This window comes from Micromonospora siamensis (genome assembly GCF_900090305.1).
Lineage (GTDB): Bacteria > Actinomycetota > Actinomycetes > Mycobacteriales > Micromonosporaceae > Micromonospora > Micromonospora siamensis.
In genome coordinates, this window is record NZ_LT607751.1 from 5,293,946 (window position 1) to 5,316,618 (window position 22,673).

Sequence of the window (22,673 nt, forward strand, 5' to 3'; positions counted from 1 at the left end):
GCAGTACGCAAGCCACGCGTGAACGGATCAGCGTCGGTGGCGAATTTCTCGGCCGGATCGTCGAACCGCCCGGTCCCGGAGCACGTGTAGCACCCCGCGCAACGACGTATGTCCATCCGTTGACAGCTCTTGCAACGCGCTTGTAACCTTGCCGAAAATTTTCAGTCCGGTCTGCAAGAAGCCGGCACTGAAGAACCCTCCCCCGTGCGCGCACCACCACCCCCGTCCCCCGCACCCCCAGGAGTACCGATGCATCGACGTCGATGCCGCTCGGCGATCCTCGCCCTCGGCGCGATCGCCAGCCTGCTCGTACCCACCGCCGTGGCGGCACCCCCGGCCGTCGCGGCGACCCCGGGCACGAAGAAGGTCATCGTCCAGCTCTTCGAGTGGAACTGGACCTCGGTGGCCAGCGAGTGCACCAACGTGCTGGGCCCAAAGGGCTACGGCTGGGTCCAGGTCTCCCCGCCCCAGGAGCACGTCAACGCCGCACCGTGGTGGGTCTCCTACCAGCCGGTCAGCTACAGGATCGAGTCCCGCAAGGGCACCCGGGCGCAGTTCCAGTCCATGGTCAACACCTGCCACAACGCCGGGGTGAAGGTCATCGTGGACACCGTGGTCAACCACATGTCCGGCCAGGACAACGGCGGCACCGGCTGGGCCGGCACCAGCTACGGCCACTACAACTACCCGGGCACCTACGGCTCGCAGGACTTCCACTACTGCGGGCGCAACGGCAACAACGACATCGTCAACTACAGCGACCGGTACGAGGTGCAGAACTGCGAGCTGGTCAACCTCGCGGACCTGAAGACCGAGTCGGACTACGTCCGCACCCGGCTCGCCACGTACATGAACGACCTGCTCTCCCTCGGCGTCGACGGCTTCCGGATGGACGGCAGCAAGCACATGCCGGCCGCCGACATCGCCGCCATCAAGAGCAAGCTCTCCCGCTCGGCGTACCTGGTGCAGGAGGTCATCTACGGTGCCGGTGAGCCGGTGCAGCCGACCGAGTACACCGGCAACGGCGACGTGCACGAGTTCCGGTACGGCAAGGACCTGGCCCGGATGTTCAACAACGAGCGGCTGGCGTACCTGAAGAACTTCGGCGAGGCGTGGGGTTACCTGCCCAGCAGCCAGGCGGTGGCCTTCGTGGACAACCACGACACCCAGCGCGACGGCGGGGTGCTCACCTACAAGAACGGGGCCACCTACGCCCTGGCGAACGCGTTCATGCTGGCCTGGCCGTACGGCACCCCGGCGGTGATGTCCAGCTTCACGTTCAGCAACAAGGACCAGGCCCCGCCCTCGGACGCCAGCAACCGGATCACCAACACCACCTGCTACTCGGGTTGGCAGTGCGAGCACCGCTGGCGGGTGATCGCCAACATGGTCGGCTTCAACAACGCCACCCAGGGCGCCGGCGTCAGCAACTGGTACGACAACGGCTACCAGCACATCGCCTTCAGCCGTACCGGCAAGGGCTTCCTGACCATCAACGACGAGGACTTCGCGATCACCGGCCGCTCGTACTACACGGGCCTGCCCGCCGGCCGGTACTGCGACGTCGTCCACGGCGACTTCAGCAACGGCTCGTGCAGCGGGCCGGTGATCACCGTCGACTCCAGCGGCTGGTTCGCCGCGAACATCAACGCGCACGACGCGGTCGCCATCCACATCGGCGCCCGCCTGCCCTGACTGTGAGGCCGGGTCCGCCCGATCCGGCCGGCCGTCCGACCCGGAGCCCCCGCACCGCCCCCACGGCGCGGGGGCTTCGCCGTGCCGGTTGCGGGCCGAAGACACCGTACGCTCGCTTAGAGTGGTTTCGTGCTCTTTGCCCGGTTGACCTCGCGCTGGACGCTCGGCTGGCTGCTCGCGGCGCTCGGCGTACCCCTGCTGCTCGCCGCGGTGCTGTTCGCCGGCCGGCCGTCGCCCCCCGCACACCGCACCGCCGCGCCCACGCCGCCACCCACCGCGGCCCCGACCGCGCCGGCTCCGACGGAACCGGTGCCGGCCGCGGCGCCCGCGCCGCCCGGCCTGCCGGTGATCGACTACGCCGCCGCGCCCACCGGCTTCCCGGCCGACCCGCGCCCCGGCGACACCCGGCCGCTCACCCAGGGGTTGACGCCCACCCGGAAGATCCCGGTGTACGACGCGCCGGGCGGCCGGCCGCTGGCCTTCCTCGCCCCCACCATCAGCGACGTCCCGCTGACCGTGCCGATCGCCCAGCGGCGCACCGGTTGGACCGCGGTGCTGCTCCCCTCGGCCAACCGCCGGCTCGCCTGGGTCCCGCCCACCGGCGGCTGGACCACCGTCGCCCTGCCCGACCAGATCGTGGTGGAACGCCGCCCGCACCGGCTCACCTGGTTGCACGCCGGTCGCGCGATGCGGTCCTGGCCGGTGAGTCTCGGCATGGCCGGCCAGGAGACCCCGCTGGGTCGCACCTTCATCCTGGGCCGCACTCCCCCGCCCGAGGAGGTCTACGGCGGGGTGGACATCTTCGCCCTCGGCTCGGTGCCCGACGACCCGGACGCCGTCCCCACCGGCCTCAGGGGAGCGCACATCGGCCTGCACAGCTGGCACGACGACGACACCCTCGGGCAGAACGTCACCAACGGCTGCATCCGGCTGACCCGCAGCGCCCAACGGTTGCTGCTCGACCAGGTGCCGCCCGGCACCGGCCTGGTCGTGGTCGACCAGCTGCGCACCCCGCCGGCCACCGCCTGAGCGGTCGGCTCACCGGCCGAGCAGCCAGCCGTTCTCCTCGGCGATCCGCACCGCGTCGGCCCGGTTGCGGGCCCCGGTCTTGCCGATCGCCGCCGACAGGTGGTTGCGCACGGTCCCCTCGGACAGGTGCAGCGTGCGGGCCAGCTCGGCGACCGTCCCGCCGCCCCGGGCGGTACGCAGCACCTCGGTCTCCCGCTCGGTCAGCGGGCTCGTCCCGGCGGCGAGGGTCTCCGCGGCCAGGGTCGGGTCGACCACCCGCAGCCCGGCGCGCACCCGACGGACCGCGTCGGCGAGCTGCCGGGCCGGGGTGTCCTTGACCACGAAGCCGTCCGCGCCGGCCTCCATCGCCCGGCGCAGGTAGCCGGGACGGCCGAAGGTCGTCACCACCAGCACCCGGCAGCCGGGCACCGCGGCCCGCAGCGCGGCCGTCGCGGCGATCCCGTCCAGGCCGGGCATCTCCACGTCGAGCAGCGCCACGTCGGGCGAGGTGCGCCGGGCCTCGGCGACCACCTCGTCGCCGCGCCCCACCTCGGCCACCACCGTCAGGTCCGGCTCCATCGACAGCAGCGCGGCCAGCGCCCCCCGGACCAGCGCCTGGTCGTCGGCGAGCAGCAGCCGGATCGGTTCCGCCATCTCAGTCCTCCGCACCGGGCACGGCCACGCGCAGCAGAAAGCCCGGCCCGCCCGAGCGGCGGCCGACGGTGACGCCCGCGTTCAGCCGGCTGGCCCGCTCGCGCAACCCCACCAACCCGTGCCCGGCGGCGTCGGACTCGGCGACCGGGCCCCGGCCGTCGTCGCGTACCTCCACCGCCGTCGCGGTCACCCGGATCTCGCAGCGCCGCGCGCCGCTGTGCCGCACCACGTTGGTCACCCCCTCGCGGACCGCCCAGCCGAACAGCTCGTCGCGCTCCGCCGGCAGCTCCGGCAGACCGTCCGGCAGCTCCGCGCGGATGCCCGCGGCGGTCAGCGCCGAGCGGGCGCCGGCCAGCTCCGTGCCGAGGCCGACCCCGCGGTACGCCCCGACGGTGCCCCGCACGTCGGCGAGGGCCTCCCGGGCCAGCCGCTCCACGTCGGCGATCTCGGTGGCGGCCCGGGCCGGGTCGAGCTCCAGCAGCCGCCCGGCCAGCTCCGCCTTCACCGCCACCACGGTCAGCGAGTGCCCGAGGATGTCGTGCAGGTCCCGGGCGGTGCGGGCACGCTCCTCGGCGACCGCGAGCCGGCGGATCTCCGCCTGGGCGGCCTGGAGTTCGGCGTTGCGCTGGGCCAGCCGGCTCACCCCGAACATGGCCAGGGAAGCCAGCAGCACGGCGAAGAAGATCGTCCGCTCCGGCCCCCAGCCGGGCACCAGCCGGCCCAGGACCAGCGGGGTGGTCGCGGCGAGCAGCACCACCACGACCGCCGGCCGGGTCGGCAGCAGGAAGATCGCGGCGGCGGCCACGAAGACCAGGGTGGCCATCCACTCGCCCCCGGTGCCCGGCATGCCGGCCAGGCCGAGGGCGAGCAGTCCACCGAGGATCGCCCAGGCCCGGCGTGACGGGATCGGGCGCCCGGAGCGGCGCATCAACCGCCCCCACTCGAACGCGAGGACGTAGCCGAGTCCGAAGGCGACCAGGGTGCCCACGCCCAGCACCCGCCGCCAGACCTGCTCCTGGTGCAGCGCGGTGTCCAGGGCGGTGTTGAGGAAGATCAGCCAGACCGCCGCCAGCAGCCATCCGGTGAGCCGCCAGCGACGGCTCACCGGATAGGGGTCCTCGGGCACCAGTGGCACGGCGCTCACGCTAACCCCGCTCAGACCCGGGTGGTGTCCCGGCGGAACAGCCGGGCCGCGCCGAGGGTGAAGAACGCCGTCCAGCCGGCCAGGTTGCCCAGCGCCGCCCAGTCCATCCCGTCGCCGGTCAGCGGGGCGCGGGCGAGCTGGCCGACGCCGTAAACCGGGGTGAACTTCGCGATCTGCTGCATGACGTGCGGGAGCAGCTCCAGCGGCAGGAACAGGCCGCCGAGCATGGCCAGGATGGCCAGCGCCGGGCCCATGAACTGCATGACGTTCTCGGCCGGGGCGAGGTAGCCGACGAAGAGCCCCAACGCGGCGAAGACCAGCGAGCCCAGCCAGGCGACGAGACCGGACGCCACCCAGATGTACGCGGGCAGCCGGACGCCCGCGGCGGCGCCGACGGTGAACTCGACGACCACGCCCAGCAGGCCCAGGACCATCGCGGTGACCACCTTCGTCCCCACGTACGCGGCCGGACGCAGCGGGGTGAGCCGGAGCTGGCGGCTCCACCCCAGCGCGCGTTCCGTCGCGACGGCGGCGCCGGCGCTGGTGGTGGCGACCATGGCCGCGTAGACGGCGAGGCTGATCATGATCCAGCCGGTGACCGGCAGCCCGTTGTCGAGCCGGTCCCCGCGCGACGGCAGCCCGAAGAGCAGGAAGAACACCGCCGGCATGACGAGGATGAACACCAGCGTGCGCCGGTTGCGCAGCACCCGCCGGATCTCGATGCCGAGCATCGCGGCGGAGAACCCGCCCAGCGCGGGCGGCCGGCGGTCGTCGAGGGTGGATGCGGTACGGGCGGACGGGTCGGTCACGGTCATCACGGGCTCCACGGTCAGGCGGTGGTCAGGGCGAGGAAGGCGTCCTCGAGGTTGCGGGAGGTGATCTCCAGGTCCCGCGCGTCGGTGCGGGTGAGCAGGTGCCGGGCGACCAGGTCCGAGTCCTCGGTGTGCAGCAGGACGGCGTCGCCGCGTACCTCGACGGAACGGACGCCGGGCAGCGCGGCCAGTGCGCTCTGGTCGGCGCCGGGCAGGGTGGCCCGGACGACCCGGCCGGCGGCCAGGTTCTTGATCTCCGCGGTGGTCCCGTCCGCGACCACCCGGCCCGCCCGGACCAGCACGATCCGGTCGGCGTACGCGTCGGCCTCGTCCAGATAGTGGGTGGCGAACAGGACGGTCCGGCCGGCCCGGGCGTCGGCCCGGATCGCCTGCCAGAAGTCCCGCCGCCCCTCCACGTCCATCCCGGTGGTCGGCTCGTCGAGCACCATCAGGTCCGGGTCCGGCAGCAGCGCCAGGGCGAACCGCAGCCGCTGCTGCTGGCCGCCCGAGCATCTACCGACCAGCCGGTCGGCGAGGTCGGCGATCCCGGCCCGGTCCAGCACCTCCGCCACCGGCCGGGTACGCCCGTAGCAGGCGGCGGTGAGCCGTACCGTCTCGGCGACGGTGAGGTCCTTGAGCAGCCCGCCGGTCTGCATCACGGCGGCCACCCGGCCCAGCCGGACGGCGTCGGCCGGGGAGCCGCCGAAGAGCCGCACCGTGCCGGCGTCCGGGTGGGCCAGGCCGAGCAGCATGTCCACGGTCGTGGTCTTGCCGGCGCCGTTGGGGCCGAGGAAGGCCACCACCTCGCCGGGGGCGATGCGCAGGTCGAGGCCGTCGACGGCGGTGACCGGGCCGAAGGTCTTGGTGAGTCCGGCCAGCTCGACGGCCGGTGCGCTGTCTGTCATGTCAACCATGCTGCGGGCGGGCGCGGGTCGGTCCCCGGAGCGCGCATCACCTTCCGACCGTGACGTTTGTCAGGGGTGCCGTCGGGCGGGAGTGACCCTGCAGAGGAGTTCCGCTACTCCTTCGGCAACACGATCAGCCCGGAGGAGTCCGACGCCGCCTGGGAGCGGTACGCCGTACCCGGCGCCGGGCACGTCCTGTTCGAGGCGGCGTTCGCCAACCTGGACCCGCACGCGGCCACGGCGGTGGACACCAAGCGGGCCGACCGGGCCCCGCTGCTGCTGACCGCCGGCGGCGAGGACCACGTGGTGCCGCCGTCGGTGGTGTCGGCCAACGCCAACCTGTACCGCGGTTCGACGGCGATCACCGGCTACCGGGAGTACCCGGGCCGGTCGCACTTCGTCGGCGGCGAGCCCGGCTGGGAGGAGGAGGCGGACTTCGCGCTGGAGTGGGCGGTGGAGGCGGCGAACCAGTACTCCCCGACCGTGGTCAGCGAGAGCCCCCGCCGGTGACGGCGACCAGCCGGTCGGAGCCAGGCCGAAGGCAGGTCAGTCCCAGGTCTGGCTGATGTCGAGGATGTCCATCCTTGGCGGCACCGCCGGCAGGAGCGCCTTCGGGTCCCTGGTGACCGGGTAGCAGCGGTAGAGCACCGCGGTGGCGACGGCGTGCGCGACGTCCAGCGGCGCCTGGGCACGGGCGGCGATCCGCGCGACCCGCCGGGCCGTGGGAGCGTCGTAGACCGCCACGTGGATGTCGCGGTCCTCGGTGAAGAGCAGGTCGAGCATGTTCGTCCCGGCAGTGCCGGCCAGTTCGAGTTGCGCCTGACCGAGGCACAGGGCGGGGATCCACACCTGCTGCTCAGGGTCCTCCTCGGCGAGGGTGAGCATGGCGCCCGGCTCGACGCTGGTTCCCGAGGCGTAGGCGAGCAGTGCCGAGGTGTCGAGGACCAGCCCGTTCACGCGGCGGCGGTCCCCTCGTCGTCGAGCTGGCGGAGCCATTCGAGGTTGCGGGCGTGCTGCTCGTCGCTGATCGGGGGAAGCGCCGCAAGGCGCTCCCTGGTCCGCTCGACGTCCTCGTCGGTCACCAGGTAGCCGCGCTGGGCCCAGGCGGCCCGGAGGCCGTCGGCGCGCATCTTCCGGCGGAGGACACCGGCGATGAAGCCCGACGTGTTGCCCTGGGTGCGCTCCACGTACGCGGCCACGTCGTCGGGCAGGCTGATCGTGATGCGGCGAGTCATACTCCGAGGATACCCGCTGCATACTCGGCTAGCGGTCAACGCCGCGTCGAGGTCCGAAGCGGGACTTTCCGCCCTGGCATGGGCACCCGATCCCCGGGTATGACGACAGGCATGAGGGCGAGCTTCCGGCTTGGCCGGATCGCAGGCGTACCCGTCGGGGTCAACTGGAGCGTCCTGGTCATCTTCCTGCTGATCGCCTGGGGGCTGTCGGCGAGCCAGTTCCCACGCGCCTACCCCGGCCGGCCGGTGGTCGAGTACTGGCTGGCCGGGCTGGCCGCGGCGGTGGTCTTCTTCCTCGGCCTGCTGGCCCACGAGGTGTCCCACTCGGTGGTGGCGAAGCGCAACGGCATCGAGGTGGAGGGGATCACCCTCTGGCTCTTCGGCGGCGTCTCCGAACTCAAGGGCGAGGCCCGCGACCCGGGCGCCGAGCTGCGGATCGCCGGCATCGGGCCGCTGGTCAGTCTGATCATCGGTGTCTTCTTCGGCGCCATCGCCGTGCTGCTCACCCTGGCCGGGGTGCACGGGCTGCTGCTCGGGGCGCTGGCCTGGCTCGCCGGCATCAACATCCTGCTGGCGATCTTCAACGTGCTGCCGGCGGCGCCGCTGGACGGCGGCCGGCTGCTGCGCGCCGCCGTCTGGAAGGCCACCGGCGACCGGACGAGGGCCTCGGTGGTGGCCGCCCGGGCCGGCTGGGTGCTCGGCGCGGTGCTGATCGGGCTGGGGTTGTGGCAGTTCCTGGTCGGCGCCGGCGTCGGCGGGCTCTGGCTGGCGCTGATCGGCTGGTTCCTGATCGGGGCCGCCGGCATGGAGGAACGCCAGGCCCGGATGGGCAGCGCGCTGCGCGGCATCCGGGTCGCCGACGTGATGACCCCGCAGCCGCAGACCGCCGCCGGGACGATGACCGTCGCCGACTTCGTCGACCACTACCTCTTCGCGTACCGGCACTCGGCGCTGCCGCTGACCGAGGAGGGCCGGCCGGTGGGCCTGGTGACGCTGGACCGGGTCCGGCACATCCCGGCCGACCGGCGGGCCTCGACCACGCTGGCCGAGGTGGCCTGCCGGGCCGACGAGCTGGTGCTGGCCCGGCCGGACGAGGAGCTCACCGACCTGCTCCCCCGGCTCAGCGAGTGCGCCGACGGCCGGGCGCTGGTCGTCGCCGACCATCAGCTGGTCGGGATCGTCTCGCCCAGCGACATCAGCCGGGCGGTGCAGCGGGGCAGCCTCCGCGAGCAGACGACCGGAGGCAGGCACTAGCCGGAGCGGCCCTCCTCGCGGCCCGGCAGACGACTCAACCGACGCCGGGCGGCGCCACCCCGTACACCCGCAGGACGCCGGTCCGCAGCGCGGCCCTGCCTTCCTCGGCTGTCATCCGCCCTGCGGCGACCTCGACGCCGGCGGCGTGGCCGAGGGCGACGGTGGCGGCGATGAGCCAGCCGGGCGCGGCCGCGGCGTCGAACTCGCCCGCCTCCTGCCCACGGCGGATCAGCCGCTCCAACCGCTCGAAGACCGGCACGTGCAGGTCCTCGTCGGCGGCGACCGGGGCGGACCAGAGCAGCGGAAAGCGTTCGAAGATCCGCCAGTTCACCTCGAGCATCCGGGCCAGCGCCTCGCGGGCGGGACCACGGTCGAGGTCGGCGGCGTCCATGGCGTGGACGGCCTCCTCGGTGAGCCGACGCACCGCCGCACCGATCAGCGCCTCCCGGGAGGGGAAGTGGGCGTAGACGGTCTGCCGGGAGACGCCGGCCGCGGTGGCCACCTCGTCCATGCTGGCCTGCGGCCGCTCCCCGAGCACCCGCAGGGCGGCGTCGAGGATCGCCGCGACGCTGCGGCGGGCCTCCACGCGCACCTTCCGCTGCCGGTTTCCAGGATCAACCTCTGACACGGTTGTCAACCGTACGCCACCCACTTAGCCTTGACACATCTGTCAAGGAAGGAGACTGACATGACCGTGCTGCCAGGCAGCGACCTGGGTGGCTACCTCCGCGCTTACGTCGCCGAGATGGCCTTCGGCCAGGAGGAACCGGGCCGGGTGATGGACCGCTACCACACCCCCGACGTCGTCTGGCTGACCGACGGCGTACGACTCGACCGCCAGCGGCTCATCGACCACGCGCGCCCGGTGCGCCGGACCGTGAGTCGCTGCGACGTCGAGGTGCACGAAGTGCTGCGCGACGGGGACCGGATCGCGGCCCGTTACGCCCTGCACGCCGTGAACCGGGGCCGCGAGGTGACCAGCGAGGTCCACATGTTCGGCCGGCTGGCCCCCGACGGCCGGCTGCGTCGGATCGACCAGCTGACCCGGACGACCCGCCGGGAGCAACGACCGGGATGAGGTTGGCGGCAGCGGCTGCCGCCACCGCCACGCCGCCGACGTCGCTCAGCCCCGGGGGAAGTAGCGGTCCAGCAGCTCGGTGCGGAACGTCCCGGCCGGGTCCAGCTCGCGCAGCAGGGCCAGGAAGTCGCCGTGCCGGGGGTGGGCGGCGGCCACCGCCGCCGGCGCCAGGGTGAACACCTTGCCCCAGTGCGGGCGCGGCGCGAACGGCGCCAGCCGCCGCTCCACCTCGGCCAGCACCGGCGCCACCGCCGCCTCGTCGGCGATCCAGGTGAAGTGCACCGCCACGGTGTCCCGGTCGTGGTTGGGGCTGAGCCACAGCTCGTCGGCGGCGACCGTACGCAGCTCGCAGACCTGGGTAACCGGGGCGAGCCGGTCCCGCATGTCGGCCAGGGTGGCGAACGCGTCGGCCAGCGCGGCCCGGGGCAGGTGGTACTCCGACTGGAGCTCGTCGCCGGCGCTCGGGGTGAAGCCGAGCCGGAAGTGCGGCAGCCGCTCGTGCCAGGGACCGGGCTCGCCGAGCTGGACGGTGGCGTTCTGCGCCGGCATGCCGCGTACCGGGTGGACCGGCTCGCGGGCCGCGGTGGCGCCGAGCCAGTCGGCGGGCGGGGGCGCCTGGTCCGCGAGTTGCTTGCGCCAGAGCAGGTCGATCCGCTCCGATCGCCACCAGGTGAAGGCGCTGACGCTGTACGCCGAGCCGAACGCCTCGTCCAGCGCCGCCGCCGGCAGCTCGCGGTGCACGTACTGCCGGATGTCGAAGGCCGGTACGACGTCCAGGGTGACCCGGGTGACCGCCCCGAGCGCGCCCAGCGCCACCACCATGCCGGCGAACCGGTCGTCGGCGCGGTCCACGGTCAGCAGGTCCCCGTCGGCGGTGACCAGCTCCAGCCCGGCGACCGCCGCGGCGAGGTTGCGGTTGCCGTCGCCGCTGCCGTGGGTGCCGGTGGCGACCGCGCCGGCCACCGAGATGTGCGGCAGCGACGCCAGGTTGGCCAGGGCCAGCCCCTCGGCGTGCAGCCGGACGGCGAGGTCCCCGTGGCGCAGGTGCCCGGAGACGGTGACCGTGCCCCGGTCCCGGTCGATCTCGATGGTGGCCGGCAGCCCGGCCAGCGAGACCAGGTCGCCGGTGGTGTCGCCGAACCGGTTGAACGAGTGCCCGGTGCCGACCACCCGCAGCCGGTCGCTGGCGGCGACCAGGCGACGCAGCTCGTCGAGCGAGGACGGCCGGTGCCGGCGGGCCGCCGCGTACGTGATGTTGCCGGCCCAGTTCCGGGTCGCCACCGTCACCGCGTACCTCCCCCACCCGGACGGCCGGCCCGGTCGGGCGCGGTTGTCACCGCCGCTGTCGGGGAACCATACGCCGATGAGCAGCTACCGCGACCCGAGCCTCCGCGGCGACGTGTACCCGTCGGAGGAGGAGATCGACCCGACCGGCGTCGGCCCGGACCCGACCTACCCGCTGTCGACCGCTCCGGTGCCCGACCCCACCCCGGAGCCGGAGCCCGCGCCGCCCCCGGGCCCCGGGCCGGCGCCGCGCGCATCCTGAGCGCCGCCCGGCTGGAGCCCGCGCCGCCCGCGCCGCTCGCGCCGCCCGCAAGATCGTGCTACAACCTGGATGTAGTGGCATCGCCGGACCTGAGAGGCCACTACATCCAGGATCGAGCGTGATCATGGTTGACTGACGGCTCAGCTGCGCCGGGTCATCACCTTCATCGTCACCGCCAGGCCGAAGACGCACCAGACCGCCAGCATGAGGAACGGGGTGGCGCTGAGCCCGTCGGGCGGGACCACCAGCGTCTGCCGGATCACCTCGGCCATGTACTGGATGGGCAGCACCTGGTGCACCGCCTGGAGCCATTCGGGCAGCCGGTCGGCCGGGAAGTTGACCGGCGAGAACATCAGGGCGAAGAAGACGATCACCTGGGAGGCGAGGCTCGCCAGGGCCGGCGGCGCCGCGTACGCGATGGCGTAGCCGATCGCGGTGGCGGTCACCGCCACCAGCAGCACCGCCGGTACGACCAGCGCGCTCACCCGGAGGGTGAGGTCGAACCGCAGCGCGGCCACGACCAGCGACAGGACCAGGCCGGGCAGCGAGGTGAGCAGCCAGATGCTCAGGTCGGCGGCGAGGATGGCGCTGCGCGGCACCGGCAGCGTCCGGTTGTACTCGAAGGTGCCGCTGGTCTTGGTCTCGGCGACCATCTGGGGCGCGAGCACCATGCCGACGACGATCAGCCCGAGGGCCGGGGCGCCGGTGGAGAGGTAGAGCGCGGTCTGCTGGTCGATCCCGGGCACCAGGAAGGCGAAGCCGACGACGATCCCCACCGCGAGCAGGGTCTGCACGATCAGCATCAGCGGCAGGACGAACTTCAACCGGACGGCGCTCCACCGCACCAGCAGTCCGTAGCTACGCAGCCACGTCATGGCGCGCCTCCTTCTGGTCGGCGGTGAGCTGGATGTATACGTCCTCGAGGGTCACCGGGCTGAGGGCGAACTCGTCCACCAGCCCCTCGGCGCGCAGCTGCGCGGCCCAGGCGACCGCCTCCTGGGTGTATTCCGCCGGAACCGGGATGCTCGTCCGGTTGCCGTTGGTGGCCTGCGGGCCGGCCCAGGAGGGCGCCACCAGGGCGGGCGCCTGGGGGTTCACGGTCAGCTCCAGGCGCAGCTCGCCGGGGACCGCGCGGCGCAGCTCGGCGGGGGTGCCGAGGGCGACGACCCGGCCCTCGTCGAGCACCACCACCCGGTCGACGCCGCGCTCGGCCTCGCCCAGGCTGTGCGTGACGACGATGACCGCCCGGCCGTCGTCGGCCAGGCGGCGCACCTCCGCCCAGAGCAGCCGCCGGCGGACCGGGTCGACGTCGTTGGTCGGCTCGTCGAGCAGGACCAGGCTGCCCGGCTCGACGGCCGCCATGCAGAAGCTGGTGAGTCGCCGGATGCCGCCGGAGAGCCGCTGTCCCGGCAGGTCCGCCGAGTCGGTCATCTCCAGCGCGGCGAACAGCTCCTCGGTGCGCCGCCGCACCTCGTCCCGACGGCCGCCGCGGATGCGGCCCAGCATCTCCACCGCCTGCCGCGGCGTCACGCCGTTGAGCGGGGCGTGCGCCTGCGGCTGGATGGAGCAGGCGGACCGGGCGAAGGCGGGCTCGCGTACCGGATCGCGGCCGGCCAGCGAGATGCTGCCACTGGTCGGCCGGACGAGGCCCGCCACCTGGTTGACCAGCGTGGTCTTGCCGGCGCCGTTGTGGCCGAGCAGGCCGAGCACCTCGCCCGCCGCGACCTCGAAGGAGATGTCGTCGTTGGCCTTCCTGCCCTTGAGATATTCCTTGGTCAATGACTCCACGCGTAGCACCACGGCGGCCTCACATACCGATCGGTCTTTGGATACCAAACCGTATTCAGATACCGATTGGTACGTCAAGCCCGACGCGCATGGCAGAATGGGCCCCATGGCCGTCCGACTCACCCGCGCCCAGAAGCAGCAGCAGACCCGTGAACAACTCCTGGCGGCAGCCGAGGCGCTCTTCGCCGAGCGGGGGATCCACCGGACCAGCCTCGACGACGTCGCGGCCGAGGCGGGCCTGTCCAAGGGCGCGGTCTACGCCAACTTCGACAGCAAGTCCGGCCTGCTGCTGGCGCTGTTGCAGCGGCTCAACGAGGCCGGCGACCAGTGCGACGACGGGCAGCAACGGGCGACCGACCCGCAGGCCTGGCAACGCCGGCTGGGTGAGAGCTTCGAGGCGAACGTGGCCACGGCCGAGAGCCGGCGGTTCACCATGGCGTTCGCCGAGTTCTGGCTCTACGGGATGCGCAACGCCGAGGCGCGCACGGTGCTCAGCGACGCCCTGGAGGCGGGCCGCCGGGCGAACGCCGCCGAGGCGAGCGCCAAGGGCAACCGCGAGGTGCCGACGGACCGGCTGGCCGCGCTGGTCATGGCCCTGGACATCGGCATCGGGCTGCAGCACCTGATCGACCCGGAGCGGGTGCCCGCGGAGCTGTTCACCGCCGGGCTGGAGATGCTGCTGCGGGGCGCGGCCGAGACCGCGCCCCGCTGAGCCCGGCCGACCGGGCGCCGCCCGCTCAGAGCTGCGGCAGCACCTCGGCGGCGACCAGTTCGAGGTGGTCGAGGTCGGCCAGGTCGAGCAGCTGGAGGTAGGCCCGCTGGCTGCCGACCTCGGCGTACCGGCCGAGCTTGTCGACGATCTCGGCGGGCGTGCCGGCGAGGCCGTTCTCGCGCAGCTCGGCCGGCTCCCGCCCGATCGCTGCGGCCCGGCGGGCGATCTCGGCCTCGTCGCGCCCGCAGCAGAGCACCAGCGCGTGCGACCAGACCATGGTGGACGGGTCCCGGCCGATCGCGGTGCAGGCGGCGCGGACCCGGTCGATGATGGCCGGCGAGTCCGCCACCGAGACGAACGGCAGGTTGAACTCGTCGGCGTACCGGGCGGCCAGCCGGGGCGTGCGCTTCGGCCCGGTGCCGCCGAGCAGGACCGGCGGGCGGGGCTGCTGGACCGGCTTGGGCAGGGCGGGCGAGTCGCTGACCGGGTAGTACCTGCCGGCGAAGTCGAACGTCTTGCCCACCGGCGTCTCCCACAGGCCGGTGATGACCGCGAGCTGCTCCTCCAGCCGGTCGAAGCGCTCCCCCAGCGCCGGGAACGGGATGCCGTACGCGGTGTGCTCCTCGGCGTACCAGCCGGCGCCGATGCCCAGCTCGACCCGGCCGCCGCTCATCTGGTCGACCTGGGCGACGGTGATCGCCAGCGGGCCGGGCAGCCGGAAGGTGGCCGCGGTCATCAGCGTGCCCAGCCGGATCCGGGAGGTGTCCCGGGCCAGGCCGGCGAGGGTGGTCCAGGCGTCGGTCGGTCCGGGGTCGCCGCTGACCGAGCCCATCTTCAGGTAGTGGTCGGAGCGGAAGAAGGCGCCGTAGCCGGCGTCCTCCGCGGCGCGCGCCACGGCGAGCAGCTGGTCGTAGCTGGCCCCCTGCTGGGGTTCGGTGAAGATCCGCAGTTCCATGCTCCGAGCATAGGGACGGGGCGGGTCCGCCGCGCCCGGACGACGCGGCGGACGCGCCCGCAAAGTCTTGCAGGCTTTGCAGTCACACGCAACGCCCTGTTCGCCAGCGGATGAGCGGGAAATCTGCGGTTCACAATCACCCGCGTCACTGTTACCGTCTCGGAAACCCGCAACTTCTTGCGTAACTTGCAGGAAATCCCCAGTCCTGCCGTACGCACCGCGACCCCCGTCGCCTCCGTCCCCCGAGGAGCACCCCCATGCGATCCCTGACGAGTTCCCGGAGAGGCAGGGCCGGCATACCGGCCGCCCTGCTCGCCTGCGCCCTGGCCGCGGCCGGGCTGACCACCGTGGCCGCCTCGGCCGGCATCGCTCCGGCGGCAGCCGCCGAGCCGGTACGGGCCAACGGCGACGCGATCGTCCACCTGTTCCAGTGGCGCTGGTCGTCGGTGGCCCAGGAGTGCGAGACCACCCTCGGCCCGGACGGCTGGGGCGGGGTGCAGGTCTCCCCGCCGCAGGAGCACGTGGTGGTGCCCAGCGCCGAGGGGGCCAGCTACCCCTGGTGGCAGGACTACCAACCGGTGTCGTACCGGCTGGACAAGACCCGGCGCGGGACGAAGGACGAGTTCGTCGACATGGTGCGCCGCTGCCGCGACCAGGGCGTGAAGGTCTACGTGGACGTGGTGCTCAACCACATGAGCGGCACCGGTTCGGCCGGCAACGGGCCGGGCAGCGCCGGCACCCCGTACACCAAGTACAGCTACCCGAACCTGTTCGCCGACGGCTCCGGCGACAGCTACCAGTACGCCGACTTCGGCCCCTGCTACCGCCGGATCACCAACTGGAGCAGCAAGTCCGAGGTGCAGGACTGCGAGCTGCTGGACCTGGCCGACCTGAACACCGCCGACCCCGAGGTACGCCGCAAGATCGCCAAGTACATGAACTCGGTGATCGACCTCGGCGTGGCCGGGTTCCGGGTGGACGCCGCCAAGCACGTGCAGGAGGCGCACCTCGCCGACATCTACAGCCGGCTGCACGACGTGCCCGGCTTCGGCGGCCGGCCGGACGTGTTCCAGGAGGTCTACGGCGACGCGGTGACCCCGTACACCTCGTACGCCGGGTTCGGCGCGGTGACCAACTTCGACTACCAGCAGGCGGTCTCGTCGGCGTTCCGCAACGGCAGCATCGCGCAGCTCGCCTCGATGCCGAACTACGGCGGGCTGACCGGCAACCAGTCGATCACCTTCGTGGACAACCACGACACCCAGCGCTCCACCCCGACGCTGACCTACCGGAACGGGGACCGCTACTACCTGGCGGACGCGTTCATGCTGGCCCACCCGTACGGCCGCCCGCAGTTGATGTCCAGCTACGCCTTCGGCGCGGTCACCGCGCAGGGGCCGCCGAGCGGTCCGGACGGCACCACGAAGGCCACCGACTGCGGCGACGGGCAGTGGATCTGCGAGCACCGCGACGCGCAGGTCGCCGGGATGGCGGGCTTCCGCAACGCGGTGGCCGGCACCGGGATCGGCGGGGTGGTCACCGACGGCAGCGGCCGGCTGGCCTTCGCCCGGGGCGCCCGGGGGTACGCGGCCTTCAACGCCACCGACAGCGCCTGGAGCCGGACGTTCGCCACCCCGCTGCCGGACGGCCGGTACTGCAACGTGGCCCAGGGCCGGTACGACCGGCTCGGCGGGGTCTGCACCGGCGCGACGGTGACCGTCTCCGGTGGCGTGTTCACCGCGACCGTTCCGGCCAACCACGCGGTCGCCCTGCACGTCGACGCCCGGGTGGGCGGGTCGACCCCGTCGCCCACCCCGAGCGCCACGCCGTCGCCCAGCGCCACGCCGGTGCCCGAGGGGCCGACCCCGACCCCGACCGCGCCGGCCGGGACGACCCGGTTCACCGTCACCGCCACCACGGACTACGGCCAGAACGTGTACGTGGTGGGCTCGCTGCCGCAGCTGGGCGCCTGGAACCCGGCGGGCGGGGTGCGGCTCGCCACCACCGCCGGCAGCTATCCCACCTGGACCGGCTCGGTGGACGTACCGGCCGGGACGCCGTTCGAGTGGAAGCTGGTGAAGGTCGGCAACGGCGCCACCCAGTGGGAGAACGACCCGAACCGCAGCGGCAGCGGCGGCACCGCGCTGACCGCGACCTGGAACCAGCCGAGCAGCCCGCCGCCGGCCTCGGCCGCGGTGACCTTCCGGGCGACGGCCACCACCGTGCCCGGGGAGAACGTGTACGTCGTGGGTGACCTGCCGGCGCTGGGCGGCTGGGACCCGTCCCGGGGCGTGCCGCTGTCGGCGGCGGGCTACCCGGTCTGGGCCGGCGGGCTGACCCTGCCGGCCGGCACGGCGTTCGCCTACAAGTACGTCAAGCGCACCGACGCCGGCGCGGTGGTGTGGGAGTCCGGCGCGAACCGGACCGCCACCGCCACCGGCCCGCTCACCCTCACCGACACCTGGCGCTGACGTGCGGGGAGGGGCCCGTCTCGCCAGGGTCCCTCCCCGACATCCCGACCTGCGTGCATTCCTTGACAGGCATATGACCAGTGGAGCATATTCGGATGGTGTCCGTCGACGCCTTCGCCGTACTCGCCGAGCCGACCCGGCGCCGCATCCTCGACACCCTGCGGGGCGCCGAGGAGCAGAGCGTCGGTGAGCTCGTCGACCTGCTCGGGCTCAGCCAGCCCACCGTCTCCAAGCACCTGCGGGTGCTCCGCGAGGCCGGCTTCGTCACCTGCCGTACGGCGGCCCAGCAGCGCATCTACCGCATCGACGTACGCCCGTTCCAGGCCGTCGACGGGTGGCTCGCGCCCTACCGGCGGATCTGGACGGACCACCTGGACGCGCTGGAGCGCCATCTCGACCGTCAGGAGTGACATGGACAGACGCGACTTCCACCCCGGTCCGCTCGCCGAGGTGTCCCGGGTGCCCGTCGGCGACCGGTGGGACCTCGTCCTCGCCCGCGACCTGCGCCACCCGCCGGAGAAGGTCTGGGCGGCGCTGACCGAGCCGGGCCGGCTCGCCCAGTGGGCGCCCTTCCTGGCCAGCCGCGACCTGGGCAGCCCCGGCGAGGCCACCCTGAGCACCGTCGACGGCGACCGGACCTTCGACGCGCCGGCCACCGTCCGGCACGCCGACCGGCCGAGCGTGCTGGAGTACACCTGGGGCGACGCCCTGCTCCGGTGGGAGCTGGCGCCGGCCGGCACCGGCACCCGGCTGACCCTGCGGCAGCGGATCGACCGGCCCGAGCAGGCGGCCATGGTGGCCGCCGGCTGGCACCTCTGCCTGGACGTGGCCGGACACCTGCTCGACGGCGACCCGGTCGGCCCGATCCGCGGCGCCGAGGCGAAGGACTTCGGCTGGGCGGAGCTGCGCGACGCGTACGCCGAACGGCTGGACTGAGCGCGGGCCGGGCCGGCCGCGCGGCCGGCCCGGCCCCTCACTCGTCGAAGGCGGCCGTCCACATCTGCACCGGGCGCAGGCAGGAGCCGGGTGAGCCGTCCGGACAGTGCCGCTGGTTCCACCACCACAGCCAGCCGACCGCCACCAGCAGGATCAGCCCGAGATTCACCGCGGCCAGCCGGCGGGCCACCGGCGCGCAGCCGGCCCCGAGCCGTTGCAGGCTCAGCACCAGGGAGACCACGGCGTCGCCGTAGCCGTAGATCACCGCGGGCGGCCGGTTGCCGCCCTGCCGGAACGCCGTCGCGACCAACAGGTCCGGCAGCAGCAGCACCGCCCCGAGCAGGACGGCGACCAGGCCGAACCCGGCGGAGGCCAGCCGCCCGAGCGGCGGCAGCGCGTGCCGGACCAGCAGCCGCAGGCCGACCGCGACGACCACGAAGAGCAACGGCAGCCAGAGCACGCCCCGCGCCTCGGCGGGCAGCACCGGCAGCCGCTGGATCCAGCCGGCGAGCAGGTCGAGCAGCTTCACGGCCGGCCCCCGCCCTCGTCCGGCTCGGGCGCGGGTCGATCGGCGATGGCCTCCGGCTCCTCGGTCGGGTCGATCGCCGCCGAAGTGCCGAACCGGGTGCCGGACGGCCCGAAGATCGCCTTGAACCGCTGCACGGCGGTGGTCACCGCGTCGTCCAGCTCCCCCAGCCGCAGCTGGTCGCCCTCGATGATGACCTTCAGCGTCTCGATCGCCATCTGCTGGTCCTTCTCGTGCAGCTCGACCATGAACCGCACCGCCTCCTCGGCCTTGCTCGGATCCTGGGCGGCGATCATCCCGGCGAGCGCCGGCCCGCCACCGGCCAGCAGCGCGGCGTAGTGCCGGGCGCGCTTCTCCTGCTGCTCCAGCTCGGCGTCCTGGTTGAGCCCGTCGCGCTCGATCCGTCCCCGCGTCTTGAGGATCTCCACCTCGTGCCGCAGCGCCTCGATCTCCTTCTCGCTGGCCAGGACCTTCTGCTCGGCGTTGATGATCAGCTCCACCCGCAACGCCGAGATCCGCAGCCCACGCCCGACCACCAGCTCCACCGGGGACAGCTCGGCGCGGATCGCCTCCTCGGCGTCGTGGCTCTGCAACGCGGTGAACCGCTTGGTCACCGCGCGCAGCCGCTCCCGCAGGAACCGCTCGCAATGCGCCGCCGGGTCCGCCTCCTGCTCGCGGACCACCACCTCCGGCGCCGCCACCTGCCAGGAGTACGCGACCACGGAGTCGAAGTGCAGCGCCCCGCCCCGGCACGGCAGGGTGCACTCGAACCGCTCGGCGTGCTCGGTCACGTCCACCACGTACATCGCCCGCGGGCCGCGCCACCAGCCCTCCCCCGCGGTGTACGGATGCGGCGGGACGGTCAGCTCCCCGTTCGGCCCCTCGAACACCAGCCGGGTCCCCTGCCGGGGTACCGGACGCCGCCGGAACGGCAGCCTGCTCAGCTCCTCACGACCCAGCACCGGATTCATGCTCACCCACGGCCCCTTCTGTCCAGGACGTCCAACAATCTGGCGGCCACGTCCGGCGCCAGCGGTTCGGGATGCCGCCACCGCCGCGCGTGCCCGGCCAGCAACCCCAGCTGCCGCTCGGTGACGGCCGCCTCCAACAGCAGGTGGATCAGGTGCGGCCGCAGCTCCGGCCAGCGCTCGGCGCTCCCCGCCCAGCCGCGCAGCACCCGGTGCACGGCATGGTCGGTGCCCCGGCCGACCAGCGCCCGCCCCCACAACCGGGCGATCACCGGCCGGATCGGGGCCAGCGCCGGATCGGTGGTCGCCCCGACGCTCGACAGCCAGAGCAGCAGCGGCCAGCGCACCTTGTCGTCCGGGGTGGTCTCGGTCCGCCAGGTCGACGCCGCCACCTCCAGGAACCCGAGCACCCCGGCCGACTGCCGGCCGGACTGCCGCTCCCCGGACCAGTCGTCGAGGAGGCCCAGCAGCTCGATCTGCCGCTCCGGGTCGGCCTCCAGCATCAGCTCGGCGATGCTGTCCCCGATCGCGACGTGCAGCGTCGGGTCGTCGTCGCGGGCCAGCTCGGCGAGGTGTTCGTCGGGGCCGTCGGCCAGGACCAGACCGACGCTGGATCCGAGGGCCCGGGCGGCCGTACGCCGCAGCGGGCCACCGCGTCCCCGCTCGCACCAGTCGAGGACCATCCGGATCACCCGGACCGCCGTCTCCGGGTAGCGGGCCGCCACGTGCAACGCCGCCACCGCCCGCTCCCGCTCGCCGCCGTGGCCGCTGCCGGCCCAGGACGTGACGATGTCCCGCCGGATCGGGTCGAAGGCCCAGCGGCTCAGGTAGCCGATGGACATCGCCGCGCGGATGCCGACGTTGCCCTCCACGTCGTCGGCGACCGCCCGCAGCCAGCGCAGCAGCAGATCCCGGTCGTAGTCGTGTTCCTGCCAGGCGTACCGCAGGATGTGCTCGGGGTAGCTGCCGTCGAGGAAGGAGGGAACCTCCACCTCGGCCGGGCCGTACCGGGTGTAGCGGACCTCCCGGCCGATCCGGGCCCGGGCACCGCGCAGCCGCACCGCCCGGGGCCGCCGGTCACGCGGCGGAGGGGTGCCGGCGCCCCCGTCCTCCGCCCGCCAGGCCTGTTCCAGTCGGCTCGCCGCCCGGGCCACCGCGTCGTACGTCATCGAGGGGAGCGCGGCCAGCGACAGCACCAGCGCCCGCTGGTCGAGGGTCTCGATGCCGTCGTACCAGGTGTCGACGTCCCGCTGGGAGAGGTCCCGGAACCGGGTCAGCGCGTCGGCCACGGTCAGCTCGTGCCGGTCCACCTCGGCCAGGTCCCGGGCCAGCTCCACCAGTTGGGCGGCGTCGAACGAGTCCGGTCCGACGGCGGTCAGCTCCGCGGCGACCTCGGGGTCGGCGAGCAGCGACTCCGCCCGGGCGGCCGAGCCGAGCAGCACCGTCAGGTGGCTGGCCAGCAGCTCCACCGCCGCCGGCGGGGCGGCGATCCGGCGGGTCGCCCGCTCCACGGCGGGGTCGGCGATGCGCGCCTGGTCGTCCAGCACGACCACCAGCCGGCTGCGGCGCTTGGCCAGCCGCTCGGAGAGCACCGGCAGGTCCTGGGCGCGCAGCGCGACCTGACGTGCGGTGACCCGGTCGAGGATGAAGCCGCACCCCTCCGGCAGGGACTCCACCGGCAGGGTGGCCAGGTCGCCGGCGAACAGCAGGTCGTGCACCCGCTCCAGGTCACGCAGCAGCTCGATCGCGGTGGCGGTGGCGCCCCAGCGGCGACAGGAGCGCAGCAGCAGCAGCGACTGCCGGTCGGCGGCCCGGCGGATCTCGTCGTACCCGCCCGGGGGTACGTAGACCTGGGCGACCTCGGCCACCAGCCACGCCGGAAGGATGTTGGCCACCATGTCGGCGCGGCCGCCACCGCCGGTGATGCTGTCCCCGGCCGCCATCGGACCGCTGAAGGTGTGCCCGTCACCGGTGATGACGATGGCCGAGGTGCGGATACCGTACGTACCCAGGCCACGGGACCGGGTGGCCCGGAACTCCTCCTGCTCGCGGGCGCGTTCCTCGTCCCCGGCCCGGGCGTCCCCCTCGGTCGCCCGACCCGGCCTGGTCCCGTCCCCCGCGGCGGCCCGCGCCCCGGCCAGGCTGGCGGCCAGGCTCTCCGGCGTCGGCCCGTCGCCCGGGCGACGGCCCTCGGGCCGGCCGCCGTCCCCCCGACCGCTCTCCGGCCGGTCGGTACCGGCCGGGCCCCCCTCCGGCCGGCTCCCGCCCGCGCCGGCCGGGGCCGCGTCGGACCCGCCGCCGCCCTGCTTCGCCTCCTCAGCCACGGGATCCTCCCGCGTCGCCATAGAGGTCCCCGGCGACGAACGGCCCGCTGAAGGTGTGCCGGTCGCCGGTGATGTTGATCGCGCTGTGCCGCCCGTCGCCCCGTCCGCCGCGCCGCGCCCCGCCGGCCTCGTCGGCCCGGTCGGTCACCCGGGGTAGGTACGTCGCGACCTTCTCCACCAGGGTGCGCAGGTCGGCGTCGTCGTGGCGGGCCCGGAACTCGGCCCAGTGCCGGTCGGCGAACCCGGCGATGTCGGGCGGCAGCTCCTCCCGGCGCGGCAGCGTCGCCCCGTTGAGCAGCAGCGGGATCAGCGCCATGTCGGGGCGACCCAGCGCGTGCCGGATCTCGGTGCGTACGTAGTCGTCCGGGTCGTCGATCCGGCGTCGCCCCCGCTCGTCGCGCAAATTCCACCAGCGGGGTCCGACCAGGGCGAGCAGCACGTTGCTGCGGGCCAGCGCGTCCCGGATCCCCGGGGCGAAGTCCCGACCGGTCGGCAGGGACCGGCAGTCCCGGAACACATTCGCCGAACCGAACTCGCGGCACAGTTCCCGATCGACGAGCGCCGCCGCGGAAGCGTCGTCGTCGGTGCGGTAGTTGATGAATATCCCGGCCATCGAAAGGACCTTTCCCGAGGCTCGCGACGGACGCCGGTGCGGCGCGGGA

Annotated in this window: 25 protein-coding genes; 10 read left to right on the forward strand and 15 right to left on the reverse strand. The window is 73.7% G+C overall.

Features of this window, described 5'->3' with window-relative positions:
• Positions 1-249: 249 nt before the first annotated feature.
• The gene (locus tag GA0074704_RS24030; RefSeq protein ID WP_088972585.1) at positions 250-1,695 is read left to right on the forward strand and encodes an alpha-amylase; all 1,446 of its coding nucleotides are present in this window, start codon (positions 250-252) and stop codon (positions 1,693-1,695) included.
• A 129-nt stretch (positions 1,696-1,824) separates the two neighbouring features.
• Positions 1,825-2,724, forward strand: coding sequence for a L,D-transpeptidase (locus GA0074704_RS24035; protein WP_088972586.1), 900 nt, complete (start codon positions 1,825-1,827; stop codon positions 2,722-2,724).
• Positions 2,725-2,733: 9 nt separating this feature from the next.
• Here the strand turns inward: GA0074704_RS24035 and GA0074704_RS24040 are convergent, their stop codons facing one another.
• The 4 genes from GA0074704_RS24040 to GA0074704_RS24055 are packed head-to-tail and all read right to left on the reverse strand — an operon-like array spanning position 2,734 to position 6,218.
• Positions 2,734-3,357, reverse strand: a complete 624-nt coding sequence (locus GA0074704_RS24040; protein ID WP_088972587.1) for a response regulator transcription factor — start codon at positions 3,355-3,357, stop codon at positions 2,734-2,736.
• A gap of 1 nt (position 3,358) precedes the next feature.
• Positions 3,359-4,492 (reverse strand): sensor histidine kinase, encoded by a 1,134-nt coding sequence (locus tag GA0074704_RS24045; protein WP_157743777.1) that lies wholly within the window; start codon positions 4,490-4,492, stop codon positions 3,359-3,361.
• 20 nt (positions 4,493-4,512) lie between these two features.
• Positions 4,513-5,316: an ABC transporter permease gene (locus GA0074704_RS24050; RefSeq protein WP_088973941.1), complete on the reverse strand. Its 804-nt coding sequence runs from the start codon at positions 5,314-5,316 to the stop codon at positions 4,513-4,515.
• Between the two features lie 14 nt (positions 5,317-5,330).
• Entirely contained in the window at positions 5,331-6,218 is an 888-nt protein-coding gene (locus GA0074704_RS24055) for an ABC transporter ATP-binding protein (RefSeq protein ID WP_088972589.1), read from the reverse strand.
• Positions 6,219-6,293: 75 nt separating this feature from the next.
• On the opposite strand from GA0074704_RS24055, the gene GA0074704_RS24060 reads away from it, so the two are divergent.
• Complete coding sequence (locus GA0074704_RS24060; RefSeq protein WP_231926668.1) at positions 6,294-6,728, forward strand: alpha/beta fold hydrolase; 435 nt, start codon at positions 6,294-6,296, stop codon at positions 6,726-6,728.
• Between the two features lie 36 nt (positions 6,729-6,764).
• On the opposite strand, the gene GA0074704_RS24065 is transcribed toward GA0074704_RS24060, so the two are convergent.
• Both GA0074704_RS24065 and GA0074704_RS24070 read right to left on the reverse strand, forming a co-directional pair.
• Complete coding sequence (locus tag GA0074704_RS24065; RefSeq protein ID WP_088972590.1) at positions 6,765-7,175, reverse strand: hypothetical protein; 411 nt, start codon at positions 7,173-7,175, stop codon at positions 6,765-6,767.
• Entirely contained in the window at positions 7,172-7,453 is a 282-nt protein-coding gene (locus GA0074704_RS24070) for a hypothetical protein (RefSeq protein ID WP_088972591.1), read from the reverse strand. The genes GA0074704_RS24065 and GA0074704_RS24070 overlap by 4 nt, the downstream gene beginning before the upstream one ends.
• 111 nt (positions 7,454-7,564) lie before the next feature.
• Here GA0074704_RS24070 and GA0074704_RS24075 point away from each other — a divergent pair, with 111 nt between their 5' ends.
• Positions 7,565-8,707, forward strand: a complete 1,143-nt coding sequence (locus tag GA0074704_RS24075; RefSeq protein ID WP_088972592.1) for a site-2 protease family protein — start codon at positions 7,565-7,567, stop codon at positions 8,705-8,707.
• 34 nt (positions 8,708-8,741) lie between these two features.
• On the opposite strand, the gene GA0074704_RS24080 is transcribed toward GA0074704_RS24075, so the two are convergent.
• On the reverse strand, positions 8,742-9,335 hold the full coding sequence (locus GA0074704_RS24080) for a TetR/AcrR family transcriptional regulator (protein ID WP_172880760.1): 594 nt from the start codon (positions 9,333-9,335) through the stop codon (positions 8,742-8,744).
• Positions 9,336-9,395: 60 nt separating this feature from the next.
• On the opposite strand from GA0074704_RS24080, the gene GA0074704_RS24085 reads away from it, so the two are divergent.
• Complete coding sequence (locus GA0074704_RS24085; protein ID WP_088972594.1) at positions 9,396-9,785, forward strand: nuclear transport factor 2 family protein; 390 nt, start codon at positions 9,396-9,398, stop codon at positions 9,783-9,785.
• A gap of 45 nt (positions 9,786-9,830) precedes the next feature.
• Here the strand turns inward: GA0074704_RS24085 and GA0074704_RS24090 are convergent, their stop codons facing one another.
• Positions 9,831-11,066, reverse strand: a complete 1,236-nt coding sequence (locus GA0074704_RS24090) for an FAD-binding protein (RefSeq protein WP_088972595.1) — start codon at positions 11,064-11,066, stop codon at positions 9,831-9,833.
• 82 nt (positions 11,067-11,148) lie between these two features.
• On the opposite strand from GA0074704_RS24090, the gene GA0074704_RS28940 reads away from it, so the two are divergent.
• A complete protein-coding gene (locus tag GA0074704_RS28940) occupies positions 11,149-11,331 on the forward strand; it encodes a hypothetical protein (RefSeq protein WP_157743778.1) in 183 nt (60 codons plus the stop codon).
• A 140-nt stretch (positions 11,332-11,471) separates the two neighbouring features.
• Here the strand turns inward: GA0074704_RS28940 and GA0074704_RS24100 are convergent, their stop codons facing one another.
• Complete coding sequence (locus GA0074704_RS24100) at positions 11,472-12,206, reverse strand: ABC transporter permease (RefSeq protein ID WP_088972597.1); 735 nt, start codon at positions 12,204-12,206, stop codon at positions 11,472-11,474.
• Entirely contained in the window at positions 12,190-13,128 is a 939-nt protein-coding gene (locus GA0074704_RS24105; protein WP_088973942.1) for an ABC transporter ATP-binding protein, read from the reverse strand. Before GA0074704_RS24105 ends, GA0074704_RS24100 begins: the two co-directional genes overlap by 17 nt.
• Before the next feature lie 97 nt (positions 13,129-13,225).
• Here GA0074704_RS24105 and GA0074704_RS24110 point away from each other — a divergent pair, with 97 nt between their 5' ends.
• Positions 13,226-13,831 (forward strand): TetR/AcrR family transcriptional regulator, encoded by a 606-nt coding sequence (locus tag GA0074704_RS24110; RefSeq protein WP_088973943.1) that lies wholly within the window; start codon positions 13,226-13,228, stop codon positions 13,829-13,831.
• A 25-nt stretch (positions 13,832-13,856) separates the two neighbouring features.
• Here the strand turns inward: GA0074704_RS24110 and GA0074704_RS24115 are convergent, their stop codons facing one another.
• A complete protein-coding gene (locus GA0074704_RS24115; protein WP_088972598.1) occupies positions 13,857-14,786 on the reverse strand; it encodes an LLM class F420-dependent oxidoreductase in 930 nt (309 codons plus the stop codon).
• Between the two features lie 257 nt (positions 14,787-15,043).
• On the opposite strand from GA0074704_RS24115, the gene GA0074704_RS24120 reads away from it, so the two are divergent.
• The 3 genes from GA0074704_RS24120 to GA0074704_RS24130 all read left to right on the forward strand — a co-directional run bounded on the left by GA0074704_RS24120 (position 15,044) and on the right by GA0074704_RS24130 (position 18,193).
• Entirely contained in the window at positions 15,044-17,257 is a 2,214-nt protein-coding gene (locus GA0074704_RS24120; protein WP_088972599.1) for a carbohydrate-binding module family 20 domain-containing protein, read from the forward strand.
• Positions 17,258-17,352: 95 nt separating this feature from the next.
• The gene (locus GA0074704_RS24125) at positions 17,353-17,667 is read left to right on the forward strand and encodes an ArsR/SmtB family transcription factor (RefSeq protein WP_088972600.1); all 315 of its coding nucleotides are present in this window, start codon (positions 17,353-17,355) and stop codon (positions 17,665-17,667) included.
• A gap of 1 nt (position 17,668) precedes the next feature.
• The gene (locus GA0074704_RS24130) at positions 17,669-18,193 is read left to right on the forward strand and encodes an SRPBCC family protein (RefSeq protein ID WP_088972601.1); all 525 of its coding nucleotides are present in this window, start codon (positions 17,669-17,671) and stop codon (positions 18,191-18,193) included.
• 37 nt (positions 18,194-18,230) lie between these two features.
• Here GA0074704_RS24130 and GA0074704_RS24135 read toward each other — a convergent pair whose 3' ends face one another.
• From GA0074704_RS24135 to GA0074704_RS24150, 4 genes are read right to left on the reverse strand one after another with little or no spacing between them, the layout of a single operon-like run.
• Positions 18,231-18,722, reverse strand: coding sequence for a hypothetical protein (locus GA0074704_RS24135; protein WP_088972602.1), 492 nt, complete (start codon positions 18,720-18,722; stop codon positions 18,231-18,233).
• Positions 18,719-19,696: a hypothetical protein gene (locus GA0074704_RS24140; protein WP_157743779.1), complete on the reverse strand. Its 978-nt coding sequence runs from the start codon at positions 19,694-19,696 to the stop codon at positions 18,719-18,721. The genes GA0074704_RS24135 and GA0074704_RS24140 overlap by 4 nt, the downstream gene beginning before the upstream one ends.
• Positions 19,693-22,011 carry a hypothetical protein gene (locus GA0074704_RS24145; RefSeq protein WP_157743780.1) on the reverse strand — a complete coding sequence of 773 codons (2,319 nt, stop codon included), beginning with the start codon at positions 22,009-22,011 and terminating at the stop codon, positions 19,693-19,695. Before GA0074704_RS24145 ends, GA0074704_RS24140 begins: the two co-directional genes overlap by 4 nt.
• Positions 22,004-22,624 carry a toll/interleukin-1 receptor domain-containing protein gene (locus tag GA0074704_RS24150; RefSeq protein WP_088972605.1) on the reverse strand — a complete coding sequence of 207 codons (621 nt, stop codon included), beginning with the start codon at positions 22,622-22,624 and terminating at the stop codon, positions 22,004-22,006. The genes GA0074704_RS24145 and GA0074704_RS24150 overlap by 8 nt, the downstream gene beginning before the upstream one ends.
• Positions 22,625-22,673 lie beyond the last annotated feature (49 nt).